Origin of the sequence: Edaphosphingomonas laterariae (assembly GCF_900188165.1) — a bacterium.
In the GTDB taxonomy this organism is placed as follows: Bacteria; Pseudomonadota; Alphaproteobacteria; order Sphingomonadales; family Sphingomonadaceae; genus Sphingomonas_E; species Sphingomonas_E laterariae.
In genome coordinates this window covers 1-15,683 of record NZ_FZOS01000028.1, presented here as the reverse complement: position 1 = coordinate 15,683, position 15,683 = coordinate 1, and the positions used below count along the sequence as shown (strand labels likewise).

General features: G+C 55.6%; 18 protein-coding genes. 12 read left to right on the top strand and 6 right to left on the bottom strand.

Going from position 1 to position 15,683, the window contains the following annotated elements; genetic code table 11:
- Both CHB74_RS17500 and CHB74_RS17495 read right to left on the bottom strand, forming a co-directional pair.
- Window positions 1–4,341 carry a type I secretion C-terminal target domain-containing protein gene (locus CHB74_RS17500; protein WP_089220831.1) on the bottom strand — a complete coding sequence of 1,447 codons (4,341 nt, stop codon included), beginning with the start codon at window positions 4,339–4,341 and terminating at the stop codon, window positions 1–3.
- Window positions 4,338–5,093 carry a hypothetical protein gene (locus CHB74_RS17495; RefSeq protein ID WP_144033842.1) on the bottom strand — a complete coding sequence of 252 codons (756 nt, stop codon included), beginning with the start codon at window positions 5,091–5,093 and terminating at the stop codon, window positions 4,338–4,340. The genes CHB74_RS17500 and CHB74_RS17495 overlap by 4 nt, the downstream gene beginning before the upstream one ends.
- A gap of 251 nt (window positions 5,094–5,344) precedes the next feature.
- Between CHB74_RS17495 and CHB74_RS21725 the strand changes: the two genes are divergently transcribed.
- Window positions 5,345–5,806: a hypothetical protein gene (locus tag CHB74_RS21725; RefSeq protein WP_144033841.1), complete on the top strand. Its 462-nt coding sequence runs from the start codon at window positions 5,345–5,347 to the stop codon at window positions 5,804–5,806.
- A gap of 88 nt (window positions 5,807–5,894) precedes the next feature.
- Entirely contained in the window at window positions 5,895–6,791 is an 897-nt protein-coding gene (locus CHB74_RS17490; protein ID WP_144033840.1) for a hypothetical protein, read from the top strand.
- Between the two features lies 1 nt (window position 6,792).
- Here the strand turns inward: CHB74_RS17490 and CHB74_RS21720 are convergent, their stop codons facing one another.
- Entirely contained in the window at window positions 6,793–7,332 is a 540-nt protein-coding gene (locus tag CHB74_RS21720; RefSeq protein ID WP_144033839.1) for a hypothetical protein, read from the bottom strand.
- Between the two features lie 220 nt (window positions 7,333–7,552).
- Here CHB74_RS21720 and CHB74_RS17485 point away from each other — a divergent pair, with 220 nt between their 5' ends.
- The 3 genes from CHB74_RS17485 (at window position 7,553) to CHB74_RS17475 (ending at window position 9,712) form a co-directional block, all read left to right on the top strand.
- Window positions 7,553–8,206 carry a recombinase family protein gene (locus CHB74_RS17485; protein WP_245842997.1) on the top strand — a complete coding sequence of 218 codons (654 nt, stop codon included), beginning with the start codon at window positions 7,553–7,555 and terminating at the stop codon, window positions 8,204–8,206.
- Window positions 8,207–8,238: 32 nt separating this feature from the next.
- On the top strand, window positions 8,239–8,715 hold the full coding sequence (locus CHB74_RS17480) for a hypothetical protein (RefSeq protein ID WP_218821456.1): 477 nt from the start codon (window positions 8,239–8,241) through the stop codon (window positions 8,713–8,715).
- Window positions 8,716–9,040: 325 nt separating this feature from the next.
- Window positions 9,041–9,712 carry a DNA methyltransferase gene (locus tag CHB74_RS17475; RefSeq protein ID WP_089220826.1) on the top strand — a complete coding sequence of 224 codons (672 nt, stop codon included), beginning with the start codon at window positions 9,041–9,043 and terminating at the stop codon, window positions 9,710–9,712.
- A gap of 18 nt (window positions 9,713–9,730) precedes the next feature.
- Here the strand turns inward: CHB74_RS17475 and CHB74_RS22090 are convergent, their stop codons facing one another.
- On the bottom strand, window positions 9,731–9,922 hold the full coding sequence (locus CHB74_RS22090; protein ID WP_089220825.1) for a hypothetical protein: 192 nt from the start codon (window positions 9,920–9,922) through the stop codon (window positions 9,731–9,733).
- Window positions 9,923–10,467: 545 nt separating this feature from the next.
- Here CHB74_RS22090 and CHB74_RS17465 point away from each other — a divergent pair.
- From CHB74_RS17465 to CHB74_RS17455, 3 genes are read left to right on the top strand one after another with little or no spacing between them, the layout of a single operon-like run.
- Window positions 10,468–11,007 (top strand): antirestriction protein ArdA, encoded by a 540-nt coding sequence (locus CHB74_RS17465; protein WP_089220849.1) that lies wholly within the window; start codon window positions 10,468–10,470, stop codon window positions 11,005–11,007.
- A gap of 1 nt (window position 11,008) precedes the next feature.
- Complete coding sequence (locus tag CHB74_RS17460) at window positions 11,009–11,329, top strand: hypothetical protein (protein WP_089220824.1); 321 nt, start codon at window positions 11,009–11,011, stop codon at window positions 11,327–11,329.
- Complete coding sequence (locus CHB74_RS17455) at window positions 11,326–11,670, top strand: hypothetical protein (protein WP_089220823.1); 345 nt, start codon at window positions 11,326–11,328, stop codon at window positions 11,668–11,670. Before CHB74_RS17460 ends, CHB74_RS17455 begins: the two co-directional genes overlap by 4 nt.
- Window positions 11,671–11,729: 59 nt before the next feature.
- On the opposite strand, the gene CHB74_RS17450 is transcribed toward CHB74_RS17455, so the two are convergent.
- Window positions 11,730–12,188: a GNAT family N-acetyltransferase gene (locus CHB74_RS17450; RefSeq protein ID WP_218821455.1), complete on the bottom strand. Its 459-nt coding sequence runs from the start codon at window positions 12,186–12,188 to the stop codon at window positions 11,730–11,732.
- 170 nt (window positions 12,189–12,358) lie between these two features.
- On the opposite strand from CHB74_RS17450, the gene CHB74_RS17445 reads away from it, so the two are divergent.
- From CHB74_RS17445 to CHB74_RS17430, 4 genes are all read left to right on the top strand, one after another.
- Window positions 12,359–12,682: a hypothetical protein gene (locus CHB74_RS17445; protein ID WP_144033837.1), complete on the top strand. Its 324-nt coding sequence runs from the start codon at window positions 12,359–12,361 to the stop codon at window positions 12,680–12,682.
- A 275-nt stretch (window positions 12,683–12,957) separates the two neighbouring features.
- Window positions 12,958–13,161: a hypothetical protein gene (locus CHB74_RS17440; RefSeq protein WP_089220820.1), complete on the top strand. Its 204-nt coding sequence runs from the start codon at window positions 12,958–12,960 to the stop codon at window positions 13,159–13,161.
- Between the two features lie 134 nt (window positions 13,162–13,295).
- On the top strand, window positions 13,296–13,757 hold the full coding sequence (locus CHB74_RS17435) for a mobile mystery protein A (protein ID WP_089220819.1): 462 nt from the start codon (window positions 13,296–13,298) through the stop codon (window positions 13,755–13,757).
- A complete protein-coding gene (locus CHB74_RS17430; protein WP_089220818.1) occupies window positions 13,754–14,344 on the top strand; it encodes a mobile mystery protein B in 591 nt (196 codons plus the stop codon). Before CHB74_RS17435 ends, CHB74_RS17430 begins: the two co-directional genes overlap by 4 nt.
- Window positions 14,345–14,346: 2 nt before the next feature.
- Here the strand turns inward: CHB74_RS17430 and CHB74_RS17425 are convergent.
- A partial coding sequence (locus CHB74_RS17425) for a relaxase/mobilization nuclease domain-containing protein (RefSeq protein ID WP_342746613.1) occupies window positions 14,347–15,683 on the bottom strand: 1,337 nt, incomplete at its 5' end.

Here is a 15,683-nt window from a genome sequence, read left to right as displayed (position 1 = left end):
CTAAGCCGCCTCGACAATCAGATTACCGTTGGTGGTCAGGTCATTCAGCGTCAGACCTGTCACACCCTGTATCTGGATGATGCTCTGCGAGCCGTAATTCGTGCCCGTGCCGTCGATATCAACGCTAATCCGCGTGTAGGAGCCGCCCGTCAGGATGGACACGAAATCGGCGAGATTGTCGTTGGCGCTGTCGTATCCCGAAAGCACGTCGGAAATGTCGATCATGTCGCCACCACTCCCAACCGTGAAGTCGTAGATATAGTCGCGGTTGCCGTCCAAATCTTCCGCCATAAAGAGGAAGGTATCCGATCCCGCATTGCCCCAGAGGCTGTCTTGCCCCGTTCCGCCGCGCAAAATGTCGTTGCCAGCACCACCTGCGAGGCTGTCGTTGCCTGCGTCACCATAAAGGATGTCGTTGCCTGCTCCTGCAAAACTCGGGTCGGAATCCACATCGTCGCCGCGAAGATTGTCGTTGCCGTCGCCGCCATGCAGGATGTCGTCACCCTCAAGGCCGCGAAGCGCGTCCACGCCAGCCCCGCCATATAGCGTGTCGTTGCCTTCATTGCCCCAGAGGTAATCCCCGCCATTGCCGCCATACAGGGTGTCATTGCCGAACTGACCCGCAAGGATATCGTCCCCGTCCTCTCCATAGAGAACGTCATTGCCAGCACCGGCATACACGTAATCATTACCCGCGCCCGCATGGAACTCTTCAGCGGCCGACGTGCCATCCAGAATGTCATTTGCCGACGTGCCATTGACGGGGAGGAGGGTAGAGAAACCAAAATCAGATACCAGCCAACTATCAAACTCCTGATTGGCGACGATCACCCAGTTATTGCTGTCAACCGCGATGCGCGTGCTGGTCGGAGTTTCTGCCGAGAATGTCAGGTCTGACATATCGTCGATGCCCGAAAGGCTGTCGAATGTAATCTTGTCGCTGCCTCTCACAAAATCCGTAATTGTGTCATGTCCGAAGCCGCTTTCAAAAATGAACTCGTCATTATCCGCGCCTCCCGTCAGAACGTCGTCACCCGTGCCGCCATAGAGCGTGTCGTCGCCTGCGCCCCCTTGAAGGGTATCGGCCCCGTCATACCCATAGAGTTTGTCATCACCCCATAGGCCGATAAGGGCTTGTCCGTATCCCGAGCGACTCACAATCGTGTCGTGCCCCAACGTGCCTTCAAGTGTCGATGCAACAGGAGTGCTGCCAACAAGAGAGTATTCAGCGGCCTTCACATATGCGTCAGGGGAACCCGGGTTCATCAACTGCGGGCCGTTAAAATCTATCCGCGTGGCATTATAGAATTTTAGCGACGATGAGGCGGAATATGATGACCCTTCCCATATGATATGAATGGAATTATCCGCATCAAACGTGAACAGGATATCAAGCTTGGAAAGCCCGTTATCATAGAGCGATGAATTGATTGTGACAGTGGCATCGGTATTCAGGAACTTGGCATCTACTGTGATTCCGGGAAGATAGTATTCTGAATAGAAGACGTCATTTCCGCCTGAATATATAACGTCGTTCGCTGTTCGCGAACCCATATTAACCGTGTCGTCGCCCGTACCCATGTAGAGCGTTGTTTGCTGGCTGTTTAGATTATAGGTGTCGCCCATATTGCTTCCGACAACGCCTGCAACATTTTGCACGTAATGCGTGTAGGAACCGCCGTTAACCTCATAATCCATTAATGTGTAGACGCCATTGACGTAGCCGTATCCTGCGGTGTCATGTGTTAAAGCAGTCTCGGAACCCGAAAAGTCGAATATGGCCTTATACAACGATAGATAATTAAATTCTCCATCGTTTGCATAGTAATAATTGCTGAATGATTGCGTATCAGTTACAGCAATATGGGTTTGCGACAGGGTCAATCCGACCCGTTCCATATTTTTAACAGTAAGGCTGTTATTACCATCCGCATCAACGAATGTGTAGGTTCCGCCTTCGGAGAGAGTGTCCGCGAACAAATACATTTTGTTCGTCAGATTGCCGCTCACTAGGTCGAAATCTGCACCGCCATCATAGACGCCAGAACCGCCATTAGCGATGGTCAGGGTATCGTTTCCGGTTTCCCCGTAGAGATGATTTTCGCCCCTATCTCCAACCAACGTATCATCGCCGGAGCCACCCCAAAGAAAGTTCTTCGATCCGTTAACGGCGTCTCCGCTGTAAAGCGTGTCGTTCCCATCTTCTCCGAAAAGATAGTTTGTATCATAGGAAGCACCACGGAGTACATCGTTTCCACCACGTCCATATACGATGCCGCCACCCGAGCCGCCGGAATCTCCTGCTCTTATGTTATTGGCAACCTCGTCCCCAAACTGCACGTCAAACAAGTAATCATTGTGCAAAATGCTCTCTATTGAATAGAGATCGTCATAATTTTCAAAAACCAGTGGCTGAGCTTCTCCCGGATTTTTGACATACATGAAGAGGCGGCGATGGCCCGCATCGACCTGCTCAAATGCGAGGCCATAGAGTTCAGTGTCGAGTTGGCGATAATCGACTACATCCCACCCATCCACTGATCCTCTGGAGGTCGCATCGCCTCCATAATAGGTGTCGCCGCCAAGCCCCATCGGCCCGATTTGCGCGATGAAGGTGTCATTGTCATCACCGCCGTAAACGACGTCCGCGCCAGCGCCACTCTCCACATGATCTTGACCAACGCCGCCAAAGATGATGTCCTGACCAACGCCGCCTGTAATGTCGTCGTCGCCAGCGCCACCCGAAACAATGGTGTCGCCAGCTCCCGTGACGATAATGTCCTTCGCATCGCTCCCGATCACGAGGTAATTGGCGTCGTCGTCGATCTCGACGCGGCTCTGGTAGTCTTGGTTATTGCCGTTGGCGATCACAAGGCCGTATTCCGTGTCCGCGCTCGAAGGGATAACCGTCAGACTGTGCGCGACGGTCGAGAAGATCACCTTGTCAAAAACCGCGTTCCCGTCATTCTGCCACAAATCCCACATGGCAGTGCGAAGCTGCGTCTCGTCAACGCCAAATGCCTGTTCGACGATGTTTTCGCGGGAGACGATAATGTCGTTCGCGCCTTTGCCCGCCGCAATCCACAGCGCATCGGCATAATTGACAGTCAGGGTGTGGTTCGTCGCATCGTGTGAGAGGACGCCGTTGATAGCGCCCGCAAATTCGGTCTTTTCGATTTCATGGAGGGCGAGCGAACCCGCAAACTCGACAAATGCTCTGGAAATGACCGTGCCATAGGTGTCGAAGAGATCGCCCGAGAGAGGGTCCGCGATACGTGCACCGAGGTCGTTCGCGTCGTCATAGAGCGCCCGTATTCCGGTATCTCCGAATATCAGACCCGTGCCATCGACATTTTTTTCGAGAGAGGAATACGCAATGGCGGTTCGGACAATTTCCGCGTATTTTCCTTCGTCTTTCAGTGTGCCGTCCTTCGCATCAGCGCCGATAGCCTGCGCAAGCTGGTCATCGTATAAAACCGCCCAGAAATAAGGCGCGGCATTCTGCCAGTCCGTTGAGAGGGCGGAATCATTGGCACCTCCCACCTCCGCATAATAGCGTATGACGAAACTCGACATGCTGTGCTTGTCGTTAGAATCTAAATCACCATCATCGTATGTATTATATCCGACTGAGTCCACGCCCGGCGTCGGGTACCAATTTTCTTCAGATATTACCTGACCCGATAGTTCATAGCCGTTGACGTACTCGGGGTGTGAGTTTTCCCACGGCGTGCTGTAGCCGTTATAGACCAGTTCCTGCGCGTCGGAAAATATCGGCTCGGGATAGTATTCGGGATCGGTATAGTATTCCGGATGATAAGCCACATTTATGGTAGCAGTGGCAGCCAGCTTAAAAGCCATGCTGTCGAATATATCAGCGTTCTGACCATATAGGCTCGCCACGTATCCAGCCAACCCACCGCCGAGGGAATGCCCCGTCAGCGTGATGGCGACATTCCTCAGGTCCGAGCCATAGGGCAGGTCGGCGACATCTTTGTAAAACTCCAATGCCATCCTGCCTTGTGCGGTCGTTATAGAGCCGCCGCCCATAGGCCAGCCATTGGCGGCGTCGAGCGATGACGGAATTGATGTAATGCCGTCGTAGTCATCCGTACCCCGATAGGAGATCACGGTTTCGCCGTTGTAGGAGTAGGCGATAGCGTAGAAGCCCGCAGTTACCCCTTCGGAACTTTCCGCTACCGAAGACTGCTTTAAAAATGTGGCGTTTCCAACTTTATATGGTGTTATATCATCCGGCTCGGTAATTTGTACGCCAGCATCATATCCACGGTTGTAGGCATCCAAAGATAGGATGGCATTCATTAGAATGTCAGAAGTCATTGTGTTTCTTTCGGGGTAAATGAGTACGAGCTAAACCTGTTAGCTTCCGGGTTCTCTGATCCGGCTGTCTGATATTTTTTCCCATCAAATTGACGACCAAAATATGATTCAATCCACGGGAGATACTGACGAACCTTGTAGCCTAAAGCCCTATCCGTAATTTCATATTCGATGGATTTTAGGTGGACACCTTCACCAAAAATCTCTTGGAAGCGATCTTCCGTGAGTTCGATCTGGCGTCCGTCTTTCATGCGGTCGAGCCGTTTCCATTTCATCAGAACCACCACGCTGGTTGGGTCATTGAGATTCTTGAATGTGACGATTGGCTGATAGCCGGGAAACTGCTCGGGATTGAGCGTCGCTTTTCTGCCGGGAATGAGCGTTTTCTTGTAGGTCTTCATGCCCTCCACGTTGAAGAGGCTGCCTTCGGGGAAGAGGCGTAGGAAGCGGCTTCCCTCCCTGTCATCGCGCAGAACGAAGACCAGGCCGCGCTCGCCCAGATCGACCACAACGGCCTCGCCCTTATATTCGGCAGGATTGCCGCTTCCGGGCAACTTCGGGCCTATATTGGAAACGGAGTTCGATATTTCACGGACGGCATAACCCGAAACATCCCCTTCGGGGGTTTCGATGGTCACAGTAACCTTGTAATTCCATGCGCCGGAAGCCGATTCAAATATGAGAGCATAGCCAACAAATGCACCCGCAACGACAATACATACTCCAATTGAAATCAAAATGCCTTTAAGCATCAAGCGCCCCCGCGTGGTTATTAGATAATCTACAATTAGGTTAGATAAAAACCGATGGGATTTCATGAGTCAATTAAAAGATATTAGTCGTATAATCGTATGCATTCACCCCACAATCTGTGAATAAATGGCGCGCGTCTTTTCACTTCTTTGTATTCTTCGATAGAATATCCCACAATGAACGTCAGAGCATTTTGCGAGAAGAACTCGGTTGTCGCCCGATGTGGCGCGCCGCCAGATGCGGGAGACTGATGGCTGCATTCGTACCAATCACGGAAGAACTTCGAGAAGAGTTGAATGCCGAGCGCGTGCGAACAGGCATCGGGCCGACTGAGCTTATGCGTGGCACGACCCATGATCCGAAACGTCCCGCAACACTTAAAGGGCACGCAATCTCCAGATGGCTTACTGGCGCGATCACCAGTGCCCGCCCGAGCCATATCGCTTACGTGCTGGATCGTTGGAAAGCCCTGCCCGACGCGACAAGCCGCAAGGCGAGAAAACCTGCCGAGCGGGTGCAACTGAACAACGATATCCTCTGCCAGATAGATGCATTCTGGGAGCAAGGATTGCTGCCAGACAAGATTCTTGAAACTGAAAATGTACCAGAAGGGCTGAACGCCGCCATTATCCGAACATGGAAGGATCGGCGTATCAAAACGGCGGCAAGAGACTATATTGAGTTTGTTATACGCACATGCACAAAGAATTAGATAAAATTTTATCTATTTTTCATAATTCGTAAAACCCCAATCTCTAAGATGAACACACCCGCGAGAACAAAACATATGGGGGTGGGGTTTGTCGAACGAAGCACAATACATTATTGATCCTGAGCGTATCAACGCCCTTGGCGGTGCAGATTTTTCCAACCCTCCCTATGCGCGTTTCACACCCGCTCCAAGTGTGTCGGCGGAAGACTTTTCATTCCAGAACACCTTTGACTCCCTGAAGGGGCAGACGGAAAGCCTCTCCGTCTCTGGCGTCACGGGCTCAATCGATACGATTGAAAAGACCGTCTCCAGTCGCGACCGCGATGACAAGAAGGACGACAACGGCATAAGCTGGGATGATGTCACGGACCTGCAAAGGGAGCAACGTGAAGCGCGGGAGCGCGCCATTATCGAAAACGGTCGCATCACGATGTACGGCATGACGGTTGCCGAAGAAGACATGGATGAGGCCGTCAGCCAGTCATTGAACAATTTTGATGCTGATGCCGCGAAGTTCGGCCTCGAAGGCAAGGACAAGGCCGACTACCACTATTGGATGCTGATTTATCAAGATGCGCCCGATGGCTCGCCGCAAAAGGCCGAGGCGCTGGAGCAGATGGGCGCGATCAATGAAGGCATGACCAAGCATATTGTGTCTGAGGCCGACAGAATTGGTCGGGCTCGCACATCAGCGCCAAGCTTAACTGAGGCATCCGACGCCACTATCGCAAAAGTTGAAGACGATATTGTCTGGCAGGAATCGCGTGAAGCTCAGGGATTAAACGCCGACGATATCGATTTGGCTGCCCAAGTTCGTAGCAATGACGACGTGGGCAACTTGGCATTCTTGGGCGATGATCCGCGCCAAGGGCCTATGGTCACACCGACCTTCAATTTCAATGCTTCAGGCGCACAGCAACTGGCACAGGCACCAGCCCCTGCGGAACCTGTGCGGCAATCAAACGTCGAATTCGGGATGGGGTAGGTTAGCGAACGTCAAGCGCAGCCAGTTCACGGGGGAAGCCTCGTGCATATGCTGCTCGGCCCATACGAACGACCTCGGGGCGAACCATAGCCACATTGGCGCCGCCGATATTGGCGCCGTCACCTTCAAATTGAGGAAGACCACGCGCATAGACCTGAAAATTCGCGTCCTCGGTATAGCCGTTGAGATCGGGGCCGACGATGAAGGCCAGCGGAACACCTTGGTCGCGAAGATCAAGGGCAGCAGCATAGGCTTGCCTTTGTAGATCGCGATTGCCGCCCCAGACGATAATCGCAATTTTGTCGCGAGATGCCTCTGCACCTGCGGCTTGTACTCCACGTACCGAGTTAGTGCGGGCATCAACTGTTTGGAACGCTATGGGCGTTGCCTGAAAATTGCCATTCGCTGCCAAGGGCTGAACCGCAACGGGGCGCTCTTGCGCGATAACCGCTGCCGGAGAAGATGCTGCCGAAGCAGTCGCCAGCGCCAAAGCTGGTGCAGCAACAACATTTTTGAAAATTCTGTTTGTAAGTGCGGACATGTCCCCCACGCCCTCCTTTGCTGTCAATTCGCGCCGACAATAAGGTCCGATTCTGTCAAGCCTCGCGGGAGGCAGGATGGGGGCGACCTCCGATGCATTCGGTTTTTCTTGAATTTATCGCGAAAAAAGAATAAGTTGCTTATTGGTTGAGGCGCATGAAGTGCGCCCACATATTGCAACCTAAACTCGCCGCGATTGACCGAAGCAAAAACGGACGTTTTTGGCAGTCGAAGGCGTGAATTTACCCTTTGAAAGAACACCGCTTTTCATGGCGCGTATCGGCTATGCCCGTGTCAGCACGGAAGAACAGAACCTCGATTTGCAATTATTCGCGCTGACAAATGCGGGATGCGACCGCGTTTTCTCCGATCACGGCGTCTCCGCCTTGGCGAAACGGCGGCGCGGTTTCGATCAGGCGCTAAAAGCGCTCCGATCCGGCGATACCTTCGTCATCTGGAAAATGGACAGGGCGTTTCGGTCGCTGCGCCATGCGCTCGAGGTGTTCGATCACTTCGAGGCGGAGGGCATCGAATTCCATGTCCTGACCGAAGGCATCGACACGACGACCCCGATGGGGAGATGCTTTTACCAGATCAGGAATGCCTTTGCCGAGCTGGAGCGCAATCTCATTTCCGAGCGCACCAAGGCTGGTTTGCAGGAAGCCCGCAGACGGGGGACGCGGTTAGGTCGTCCCCGCGCATTGAGCCGTCGCCAGATTGCGGACGCACGGCAGCGCCATTCTCGGGGCGAGACAATGGCACAGATCGCAGCGCGTTCGGGCGTGTCGGAACGCACCATGTATCGCGCAATGCTTGCTTCACGTGCTGCATCACCAGCCGCCAAGCATTTCAGGGAAAGTGCCGCAAATCTGTGAGGGCCGCGCATTTTAAGGGAGGAGGAAGAAAAGTGAATCGATCCGAGTATGTGAAAAGCGTTTTCGTGGCGCTGGCTCTCATCGCAATTCCATTCTTCTTCGACGCGCTCCGTCTCCAACACCTTCCGGCCCCTGCCTCGGCAGGAGGGGAAATTGTCCAGCCAACGGGATTGTTCATCGAATTGTGGCGGTTCGCAGTGCGTCAATCGTGGTGGATTTGGCTTCTCAGTTCCGCTTCGGGGTATATATCCTTCTGCTGGGCAAGTTCGCAGCGTTTCAAAACGGTAGGCCTCAATTCGAACCTTCCGTGGTTCCCAATTCTGTTGGTGGCATTTCTCGCGCTGGCTCAGAGTATAAGTGGCGGTGCCGAAAGCGCCTATGTCGAAGCCGGAAACCGTATGATTGAGAAGGAGGTACAAAGCCCCGGTTTACAGGCTCGGATGTTGCTCATCGCCTCATACGCCGTCATCTTCTTGCTCGCCGCCTTCTCGAAGGAGGTCGAAGCGTAAATGTCGTCACCAGCGTCGCTGGTAATCGGCAATTCACGATATGAAGTTTGGATGTTGTTGCCGCATTTTATGACAACCGCGATTTCGCACCCGATTAATTTCCCGATTGGTGAAGTCCTCTGACTGCCCTCTACTTGTCGCTGTTCCCTGATATTCGAAACGCGAGACTGGACGGCGGCGACAGGCGGTCAACAGTCTGCCCGCTCCATGTCACTTGTCGTTTCCCCGTGTGGCCTGTTCCACGCTTGTCGCGCTGACCGCCTATCTTGGGGCCTGCCGTCCCTTTCCTTCGCGTCCTCAAGGATCAGCGAAAGGAGATTTGGACATGAAGAACTTTACCACTAACCGCATCATTCACGGCGATGCCACCGCCGAACTGGCTAAATTGCCGGATAACAGCATCGACCTCATCATCACCGATCCGCCCTATCTGGTCGGGTATCGTGATCGGGACGGGCGCAGTATTGCCAACGACCGCAATCCCGATGCCGTTTTGCCTGCAATCGAGCATATGGGCCGCATATTGCGCGATGGAAGCTATATGGTCCTCTTCTGCGGCTGGGTTGCTATCGACCAATTCTCGAAGGCGTGGACCGATGCAGGTCTTCGCACCGTAGGCCAGATATTCTGGCAGAAATCCTATGCCTCGCGCACATGGCATACCGAATGCCGCCATGAATCCGCATGGCTGCTGGCAAAGGGCCGTCCCGCCAAGCCCGAAGCACCCGTCAGCGACGTGCGCGAATGGGTCTATAGCGGCAACCGTTTCCACCCGACCGAAAAGGCCGTGGACATCCTGACACCCCTGATCCGTGCTTACTCGAAGCAGGGCGATACCGTTCTCGACCCGTTTTCAGGATCGGGCAGCACCAGCGTTGCCGCCGCTCTGACTGGCAGGAATTCCATCGGGATTGAATTGGAGGATCGCTATTGCACCTATGCCCGCACCCGCCTTGCAGGGGTCAGCCGTTATCGTGATCGGAAAGCGGCGGCCTGAGTGCCGCCGCCCCAGCGGTCAGCGCGGCGCGATATTGCGCCGCGCCAACTCGTTACCGATCATGCGGATGGCGTATGACCCATCGTTGAACGCCGTGCGGCAGGGCGTGGCGGCTTGGTGACGCAAGGCACGGGCGAACAGATCACGGAGTTGGGCGTCGGTTTTCTTGGTCAGGTTTTCACGGGTAAGTTTCATCGTCTCCTCCTTCATGTTTTCGGCAGCCCGGCATGGGCCGCGTGTGACGAGAAGCCGAATCCGTGGTGTCAGAGGTGATGCATTCCGCGAATTTCGAGGAAGCAAAGGGAATCCGTATGCAGGCTTTACGCCTTGCATCATGTCCGTCTGGCATATGCGGTAGGTTGATGGAGAACAGCGCGCCCTGACGGGCGCTTCGGAAATATGGAGGGGGAGATAAACGAAGCTGTCCCCGCTGGAAATCTTCCATGAAAATCGATCCCGCGAGGGGATATATTTGCCCTTGGGGTTTGCCGTTGCCTAGCGGCCCGCGCTCTATTCGCTTGACGCTCACGGAGCCGAGGTCTCCGCCGTTCGGTGACGATCACTAACGGGTAAAGGCTGGGGCGCTGCCCCCAGCGCGCTTCGGATCACGTTCCGCCCAGCTTCCTCCACTTCGTTCCTTCGTTTCGTGCAGCAGGTTCCCCGCGAACGTGCCCGCTCCGCTTGCCCCCCGATGCTCGCCGCATGGGCAGGGTTTCAGACGACGCACCTGAAACCCGAACCAAATGGAGGACAAAATGGGAGAAGTAAAAGCGATCACAACAAACGAAACACCCCGCATCTATGTCGCGTGCCTTGCCGCCTATAATTGCGGTTATCTGCACGGGCGCTGGATTGATGCTGCCCAAGACGCATGGGGCATTTATGATGAGGTGAAGGCCATGCTGGCGACTTCACCCATCGAAGACGCCGAGGAATGGGCTATCCACGATTACGAGGGGTTCGGTACTATCCGTATCTCGGAATATGCGAGCTTTGACCATGTAAGCGGCCTTGCTGCCTTTATCGAAGAGCATGGCAAATTAGGGCTGGCGGTGTTGGATTACACCAGCGGCGACATTGAGGAAGCCCGCGAGACGCTGGAAGACCGTTACCTTGGCACATACGAGGAACTTGCCGACTATGTGCAGGAGGTGACGGAGGACACGACCACCATTCCCCAAAGTCTGGCCTACTATATCGACTATGAGGCAATGGCCCGCGATGCCGAATTGAGCGGCGACGTGTTCACCGTGCAAACGGCATGGAATTGTGTCCATGTCTTCGTGGGGTGCTGATATGGACAAGCCCCATCACATCTATTCTTTCACATGGCAGGGCATCGAGATCGAGGCGACCTATACGCCCCGCAAGTGGAGTGTTGTCGATTGTCTGGAAATCAGAAGCGTCAATCCCGCCCGTGCGCCTCTGCCGATCACGGATACGGGTTATCTCTGCTGCTACCTTGTGCCTGATGAGCAACCCGAGACGATTGCGGAAGACGGCAGCGAGATCATTGCGCAGATCGTTGCACAGTTGGATGCGCAAGCACGTTCCCGCGAATGGCTGGCCTATGTGGAAGCCAGCAAGCAGGGCGACCTGTTCGGGGGGCTGCTATGACCGCAACCGAAACACTGACACGCGAAGACGTGGAAGAGGCGTTCCGCCGCGCTACCAATAGCGTCGTGGAATCGGCGAAACGATGGGCGGCCCGCGTGGAATCGGGCCTTACCGATGAAGCACTAGCGGAAGCCCTGCGCTATGAACTCGGGATTGCGGGCGGAACAGGCGGGCGCGGCGTTCTGTGCGTTGCCTATCAGGGCGCGGGCCTGAAAATTTGGGCCGCATGGGATGTATGTTCGCTGGCCCCGCCAGTCCTTGAGGGCGCACGGACGGTAGCGTTTGCACGGGAGTATTACGGGATTCCTGACCCGTCCGACGAACAGATGAGCCTATTGTAAGATGAGTGCGCCGGAAAATCGGCGCGCCCATGCCTATCATCGGCATGGGCGCGGACGTTTCATGGAAGCGACCTTGCGAACAAGGTCAAATTGACGGTGTTGTCGAGGGTTGAGGGATAAAGTTCTCCCTGAATCTCGAACCCGAATTCAGGGAGCAATGCCCTCATTCTCGCGGTTTTCGTGGTGGCATAAATGCCTTCGGAACTGCCCGCAGCCGCAAGGGCCGCGCCGATCAGCGTCCGAGCATGACCCCGACCGCGATAATCGGCATGAACGACGATCCAGCCCAATTCGAGAGGGTAGGAATCGGCGGATGCGCCGACTTTCGCCTTGCGAAAATCGCCGCGCCGATGGCTGTCATGCGGGCGTTTGACCGCCGCTGTGCCGATCAGCTTGTCCCCGTCATAGAGCATGACGAGGGCAGCCGCCGCTTCGACCAAGGCGGGCAATGTCTGGGCATTGACCTCGCCAGCCGCGATCACGAACGCCTTGAATGCGTCCTTGGCCACATCGGACATATCCGACGGCGATGCCGTTATTGTCCTGATATCTGTGCTTGATGCCATTCCATCGCCCCCGATCATGATTTCACCATGCCCGCGACTATGGCGCAAGCTTTCCCCCAAGGCTCATGCACCGCGAGCATAGCCCCTTTCCCTGTTTCAGCATCAGGGAAAGGATCACCGATATGGCACGCATGTCTGCGCAAATGCTCAATGAGTGCAGGGTCGATCTCTACGACCTTTGCGCGGGGCTGGCAGGGACGTTGCAGGTCGATCTTGCCGATTTCGCAGCGAACATCGGGATGGCAAGCGCACGGGAGATTGCCGCAATCAAAAGCGGCGAGCCGTGTCTGCCTATCTCCTCGATTCCACGCCTCGCCATCATTATGCTGCGGCTACAGGACCGCGTGAACGCCGCGTATTTCCGTCAGTTGCAGGATGTCTTCGCCTTTGACGAAGCCGAGGGCAAATTTTTCGATCCGTCAGAAGATGACGATATTCCGTTTTGACGGCTTTGGCGGTGTTCGAGTGGATTTGCTCCTGTCAGGCCATTTGCGCGGAGGCCAGATGAACCCATCGGCTTCCTTCATGGGGATTCCAAGACCCGTGCGGCACGGGGATCAATGCTGCTCGCTTCCGCGTCATTTCATTCCTTCGTGCAGCTCCGCCCCCCTCGAAACGGGGCGTTCCGGCATTTGACCCCGCGCCTCAAGCCCCCGTGTCTTTCTTCGCTCCCATGAAGCCGACGGGATCATCTGACGGCAAATCACAAAGGAGCAATCATATGTCTGACACCACCAAAAACCGCCCCGCCTTCCGTCTCTATTCCGTGACTGGCGAAGGCAAATCCGCCCGCTGGACCGATATCGGCGTGGCATGGGCAACCCGCGACGGAAAGGGCTTTACGCTCACCCTCAACGCCCTGCCGCTCAACGGTCGCATCGTCATGCGCGAGACGGCAGACAAGGAAAACGAGGCCGCCGCTTGAGGCGGCCCTCACGAGGCTTGCAAAATCCACAGGTTATAGGCCGCGCATGTATATATAATCTGTGAGTTTGTTTTTATCCTTGTATTTAGAACTCATAAATTATAATGTGAGATAGATATTGAAACCCAGAGATTATGATGGATCACGCCGCACTCGCCCGAAAGAGCCTCGATAGACGCTTTGCCGCCATGCAAAGCGTTGAAATGACGCGCCCGCCCAAGGGGTGGATTCGCGCCATTCGCGATGCGCTGGGCATCAATGCCACGCAATTTGCGGCTCGCCTTGGAGTGAAACAACCGCGCATCGCGGCGCTCGAAAAGGCCGAGGTGAGCGGTGTGGCCTCGCTGCAAACAATCAGGGAAGCCGCCGAGGCTCTGGGTTGCAAATTTGTCTATGCCATTGTGCCAGAGACCTCGCTCGATGATCTCGTCCGCGAGCAGGCTGCAACACGCGCCGAACAGGAATTGCGTCGCATCCACCACACGATGAGTCTGGAAAACCAGTCGCTGGACGACCGCGATCTTGCGGATGAACGCCAGCGCCTGATCGACGAGTTGCTGGCAGGCTCAATGCGCCGCCTGTGGGATGAGCAATGAGCGATCCGCTGTTTGACGAGGATGATGAAGCCAACACCCCTCTGACAGAGGAGGAACGCGCACAACTCATCCCGACCTACATCACACAGCGCCGCGAACTGAACGAAGCCGAACTCGCCAACATCAGCGAGGCCACCAAGTGGCTCTCGTCGCGCAAGCGCGAGGTGCTGGACGATGCTTTCTTGCGCGAACTGCACAAACGCATGTTCGGCAAGGTCTGGCAATGGGCGGGTGAATATCGCACGACCCCGCGAAATATCGGGATCGATGCCTACCGTATTCCGATGGAGGTGCGGCAACTCGTTGACGATGTACGGTATCAGGTCGGGCATGAGACCTATCCACCCGATGAGATCGCCGTGCGGTTTTCGCATCGGCTGGTCTCGATCCACCCGTTCCCCAACGGGAACGGGCGTCATTCGCGCATGGTTGCCGACCTGCTTGCCGTTCAGCTCGGGCAAAAGCCCTTCACATGGGGGCGAATGAGCCTCGTTGATCCGAGCGCGACCCGCAAAGCCTATATCGCAGCGCTGCAAGCGGCAGACGGTCACGATATCGAGCCGCTTCTCGCCTTCGCCAGATCGTAAGCCTACCGTCCCAATTCCAGCCCGCGCGATGAATTGTTGCGTCCGCGTGGCTCGCGGGCTTCGCCCGCTTTGCGTGAAAACTCGCTACGGATCGAGCGGGATTGCGTGTTGCCGTCCCGCATGAGGCGGTAATTCGCGGCCTGCTTGTGCAATTCCAGAATTTGCCGTGCATGGCGTTCCCGCGTCTGCCTGATACGCACCTGCAATTCCCGCCGCTCTTTATGTTGCGCATCAAGCATGGATCGGCGCTGGTCTCGGTCGCGGCGTAAGCCCCAATAGGCCTCGATCTCATTCTGCTTTATGACCTTGGCGCGGTCGCCTGTCAGGCGATCCCACATGCCCCTGACACCCGTGCGAAGTCGTGCGGCCCGCTCCATCGTCTCGCGTTGCCAGCGTTCCCGCTGGCCTTGCTCCATCCGACGGCGCTCCGCCTGATGGACGTCCCGCATCGCCAGCCTTTTATCATGCAGCGGCTTCATGGCGGCTTTCGCCTGAGTCTTTGCCTGCTTGAGATAGGTGTCGAGGCGCGGGGCGATGGATTCCGCGATATGGGCTTTCGTTTCCGCAACCGAGCGAAGATTATCCGGTCGCCCGAGCTTGGCGGTTACGTCCTTCGTCTTCATGCCGATCAGGCGCGACAGTGCGAACACCTCGCCTTCATAGGTAACGGCGACGTGGGAGCGGCGATCACCCTTCGCCAGATAAAGGCCGCGCTCTTCGAGCGCGTGGGCGAAGGTTTGTGCATTGTCGGAAACCGCCCAACATTCTTGCGCGATGCCCTTGACGGCTTTCGCATCAAGTTCTGTGCGCTTTGCCTGCTGCCACTCGGCAAGTGTGAAATTGCGCGGATCGCGGGCCTTTGAATCCATCAGGCCCGTCGGCATCTTCCAGCCGTTTTCGAGATAGAGCGCCTTTGACACGTCGCGGAGTTTGGATTTGAAGAAGGAAAGCTGTTTTGCGGTCATGGTCTCGGCATCAATGCGCGACCATACCGCGTGGGCATGACGACGACCTTCCTTTTCATGGAAGATCACCATGCGGGGCTGGCCTGCGAGGCCAAGCTTTTCCTCAATCGCGGATAATGCGCCCTCGAAAACATCGACGGGGACGTTTTCGGTTTCGGGAGGGTTGAGCGAGACGGAGAAGAGATATTGCTTACAGCGCGTTCCCTTCGCCATTGCTTGCGCTTCCTTCATCGCCCCCATGACGGATTCCGACATGAAACCGCGAACCTCATGCACCTCTGAGAACGGCGGAGCAATATTCGACCACGGTAGCGGCGGGATAGCCCTGCTGCGGGCGGCGTAAAAGTCGTCCACCTTGAAGCCTTTCTGCCAAG

What these genes read in the sequence shown, in the direction of transcription:
- CHB74_RS17440 (WP_089220820.1), top strand. Translation starts at nt 12,958, where the DNA reads ATGTCTGACACCACCAAAAACCGCCCCGCCTTCCGTCTCTATTCCGTG.
- CHB74_RS17430 (WP_089220818.1), top strand. Translation starts at nt 13,754, where the DNA reads ATGAGCGATCCGCTGTTTGACGAGGATGATGAAGCCAACACCCCTCTG.
- CHB74_RS21720 (WP_144033839.1), bottom strand. Translation starts at nt 7,332, where the DNA reads ATGTCCGCACTTACAAACAGAATTTTCAAAAATGTTGTTGCTGCACCA.
- CHB74_RS22090 (WP_089220825.1), bottom strand. Translation starts at nt 9,922, where the DNA reads ATGAAGGAGGAGACGATGAAACTTACCCGTGAAAACCTGACCAAGAAA.
- CHB74_RS17455 (WP_089220823.1), top strand. Translation starts at nt 11,326, where the DNA reads ATGACCGCAACCGAAACACTGACACGCGAAGACGTGGAAGAGGCGTTC.
- CHB74_RS17450 (WP_218821455.1), bottom strand. Translation starts at nt 12,188, where the DNA reads ATGTCCGATGTGGCCAAGGACGCATTCAAGGCGTTCGTGATCGCGGCT.
- CHB74_RS17460 (WP_089220824.1), top strand. Translation starts at nt 11,009, where the DNA reads ATGGACAAGCCCCATCACATCTATTCTTTCACATGGCAGGGCATCGAG.
- CHB74_RS17500 (WP_089220831.1), bottom strand. Translation starts at nt 4,341, where the DNA reads ATGACTTCTGACATTCTAATGAATGCCATCCTATCTTTGGATGCCTAC.
- CHB74_RS21725 (WP_144033841.1), top strand. Translation starts at nt 5,345, where the DNA reads ATGGCTGCATTCGTACCAATCACGGAAGAACTTCGAGAAGAGTTGAAT.
- CHB74_RS17445 (WP_144033837.1), top strand. Translation starts at nt 12,359, where the DNA reads ATGGCACGCATGTCTGCGCAAATGCTCAATGAGTGCAGGGTCGATCTC.
- CHB74_RS17465 (WP_089220849.1), top strand. Translation starts at nt 10,468, where the DNA reads ATGGGAGAAGTAAAAGCGATCACAACAAACGAAACACCCCGCATCTAT.
- CHB74_RS17435 (WP_089220819.1), top strand. Translation starts at nt 13,296, where the DNA reads ATGATGGATCACGCCGCACTCGCCCGAAAGAGCCTCGATAGACGCTTT.
- CHB74_RS17475 (WP_089220826.1), top strand. Translation starts at nt 9,041, where the DNA reads ATGAAGAACTTTACCACTAACCGCATCATTCACGGCGATGCCACCGCC.
- CHB74_RS17495 (WP_144033842.1), bottom strand. Translation starts at nt 5,093, where the DNA reads ATGCTTAAAGGCATTTTGATTTCAATTGGAGTATGTATTGTCGTTGCG.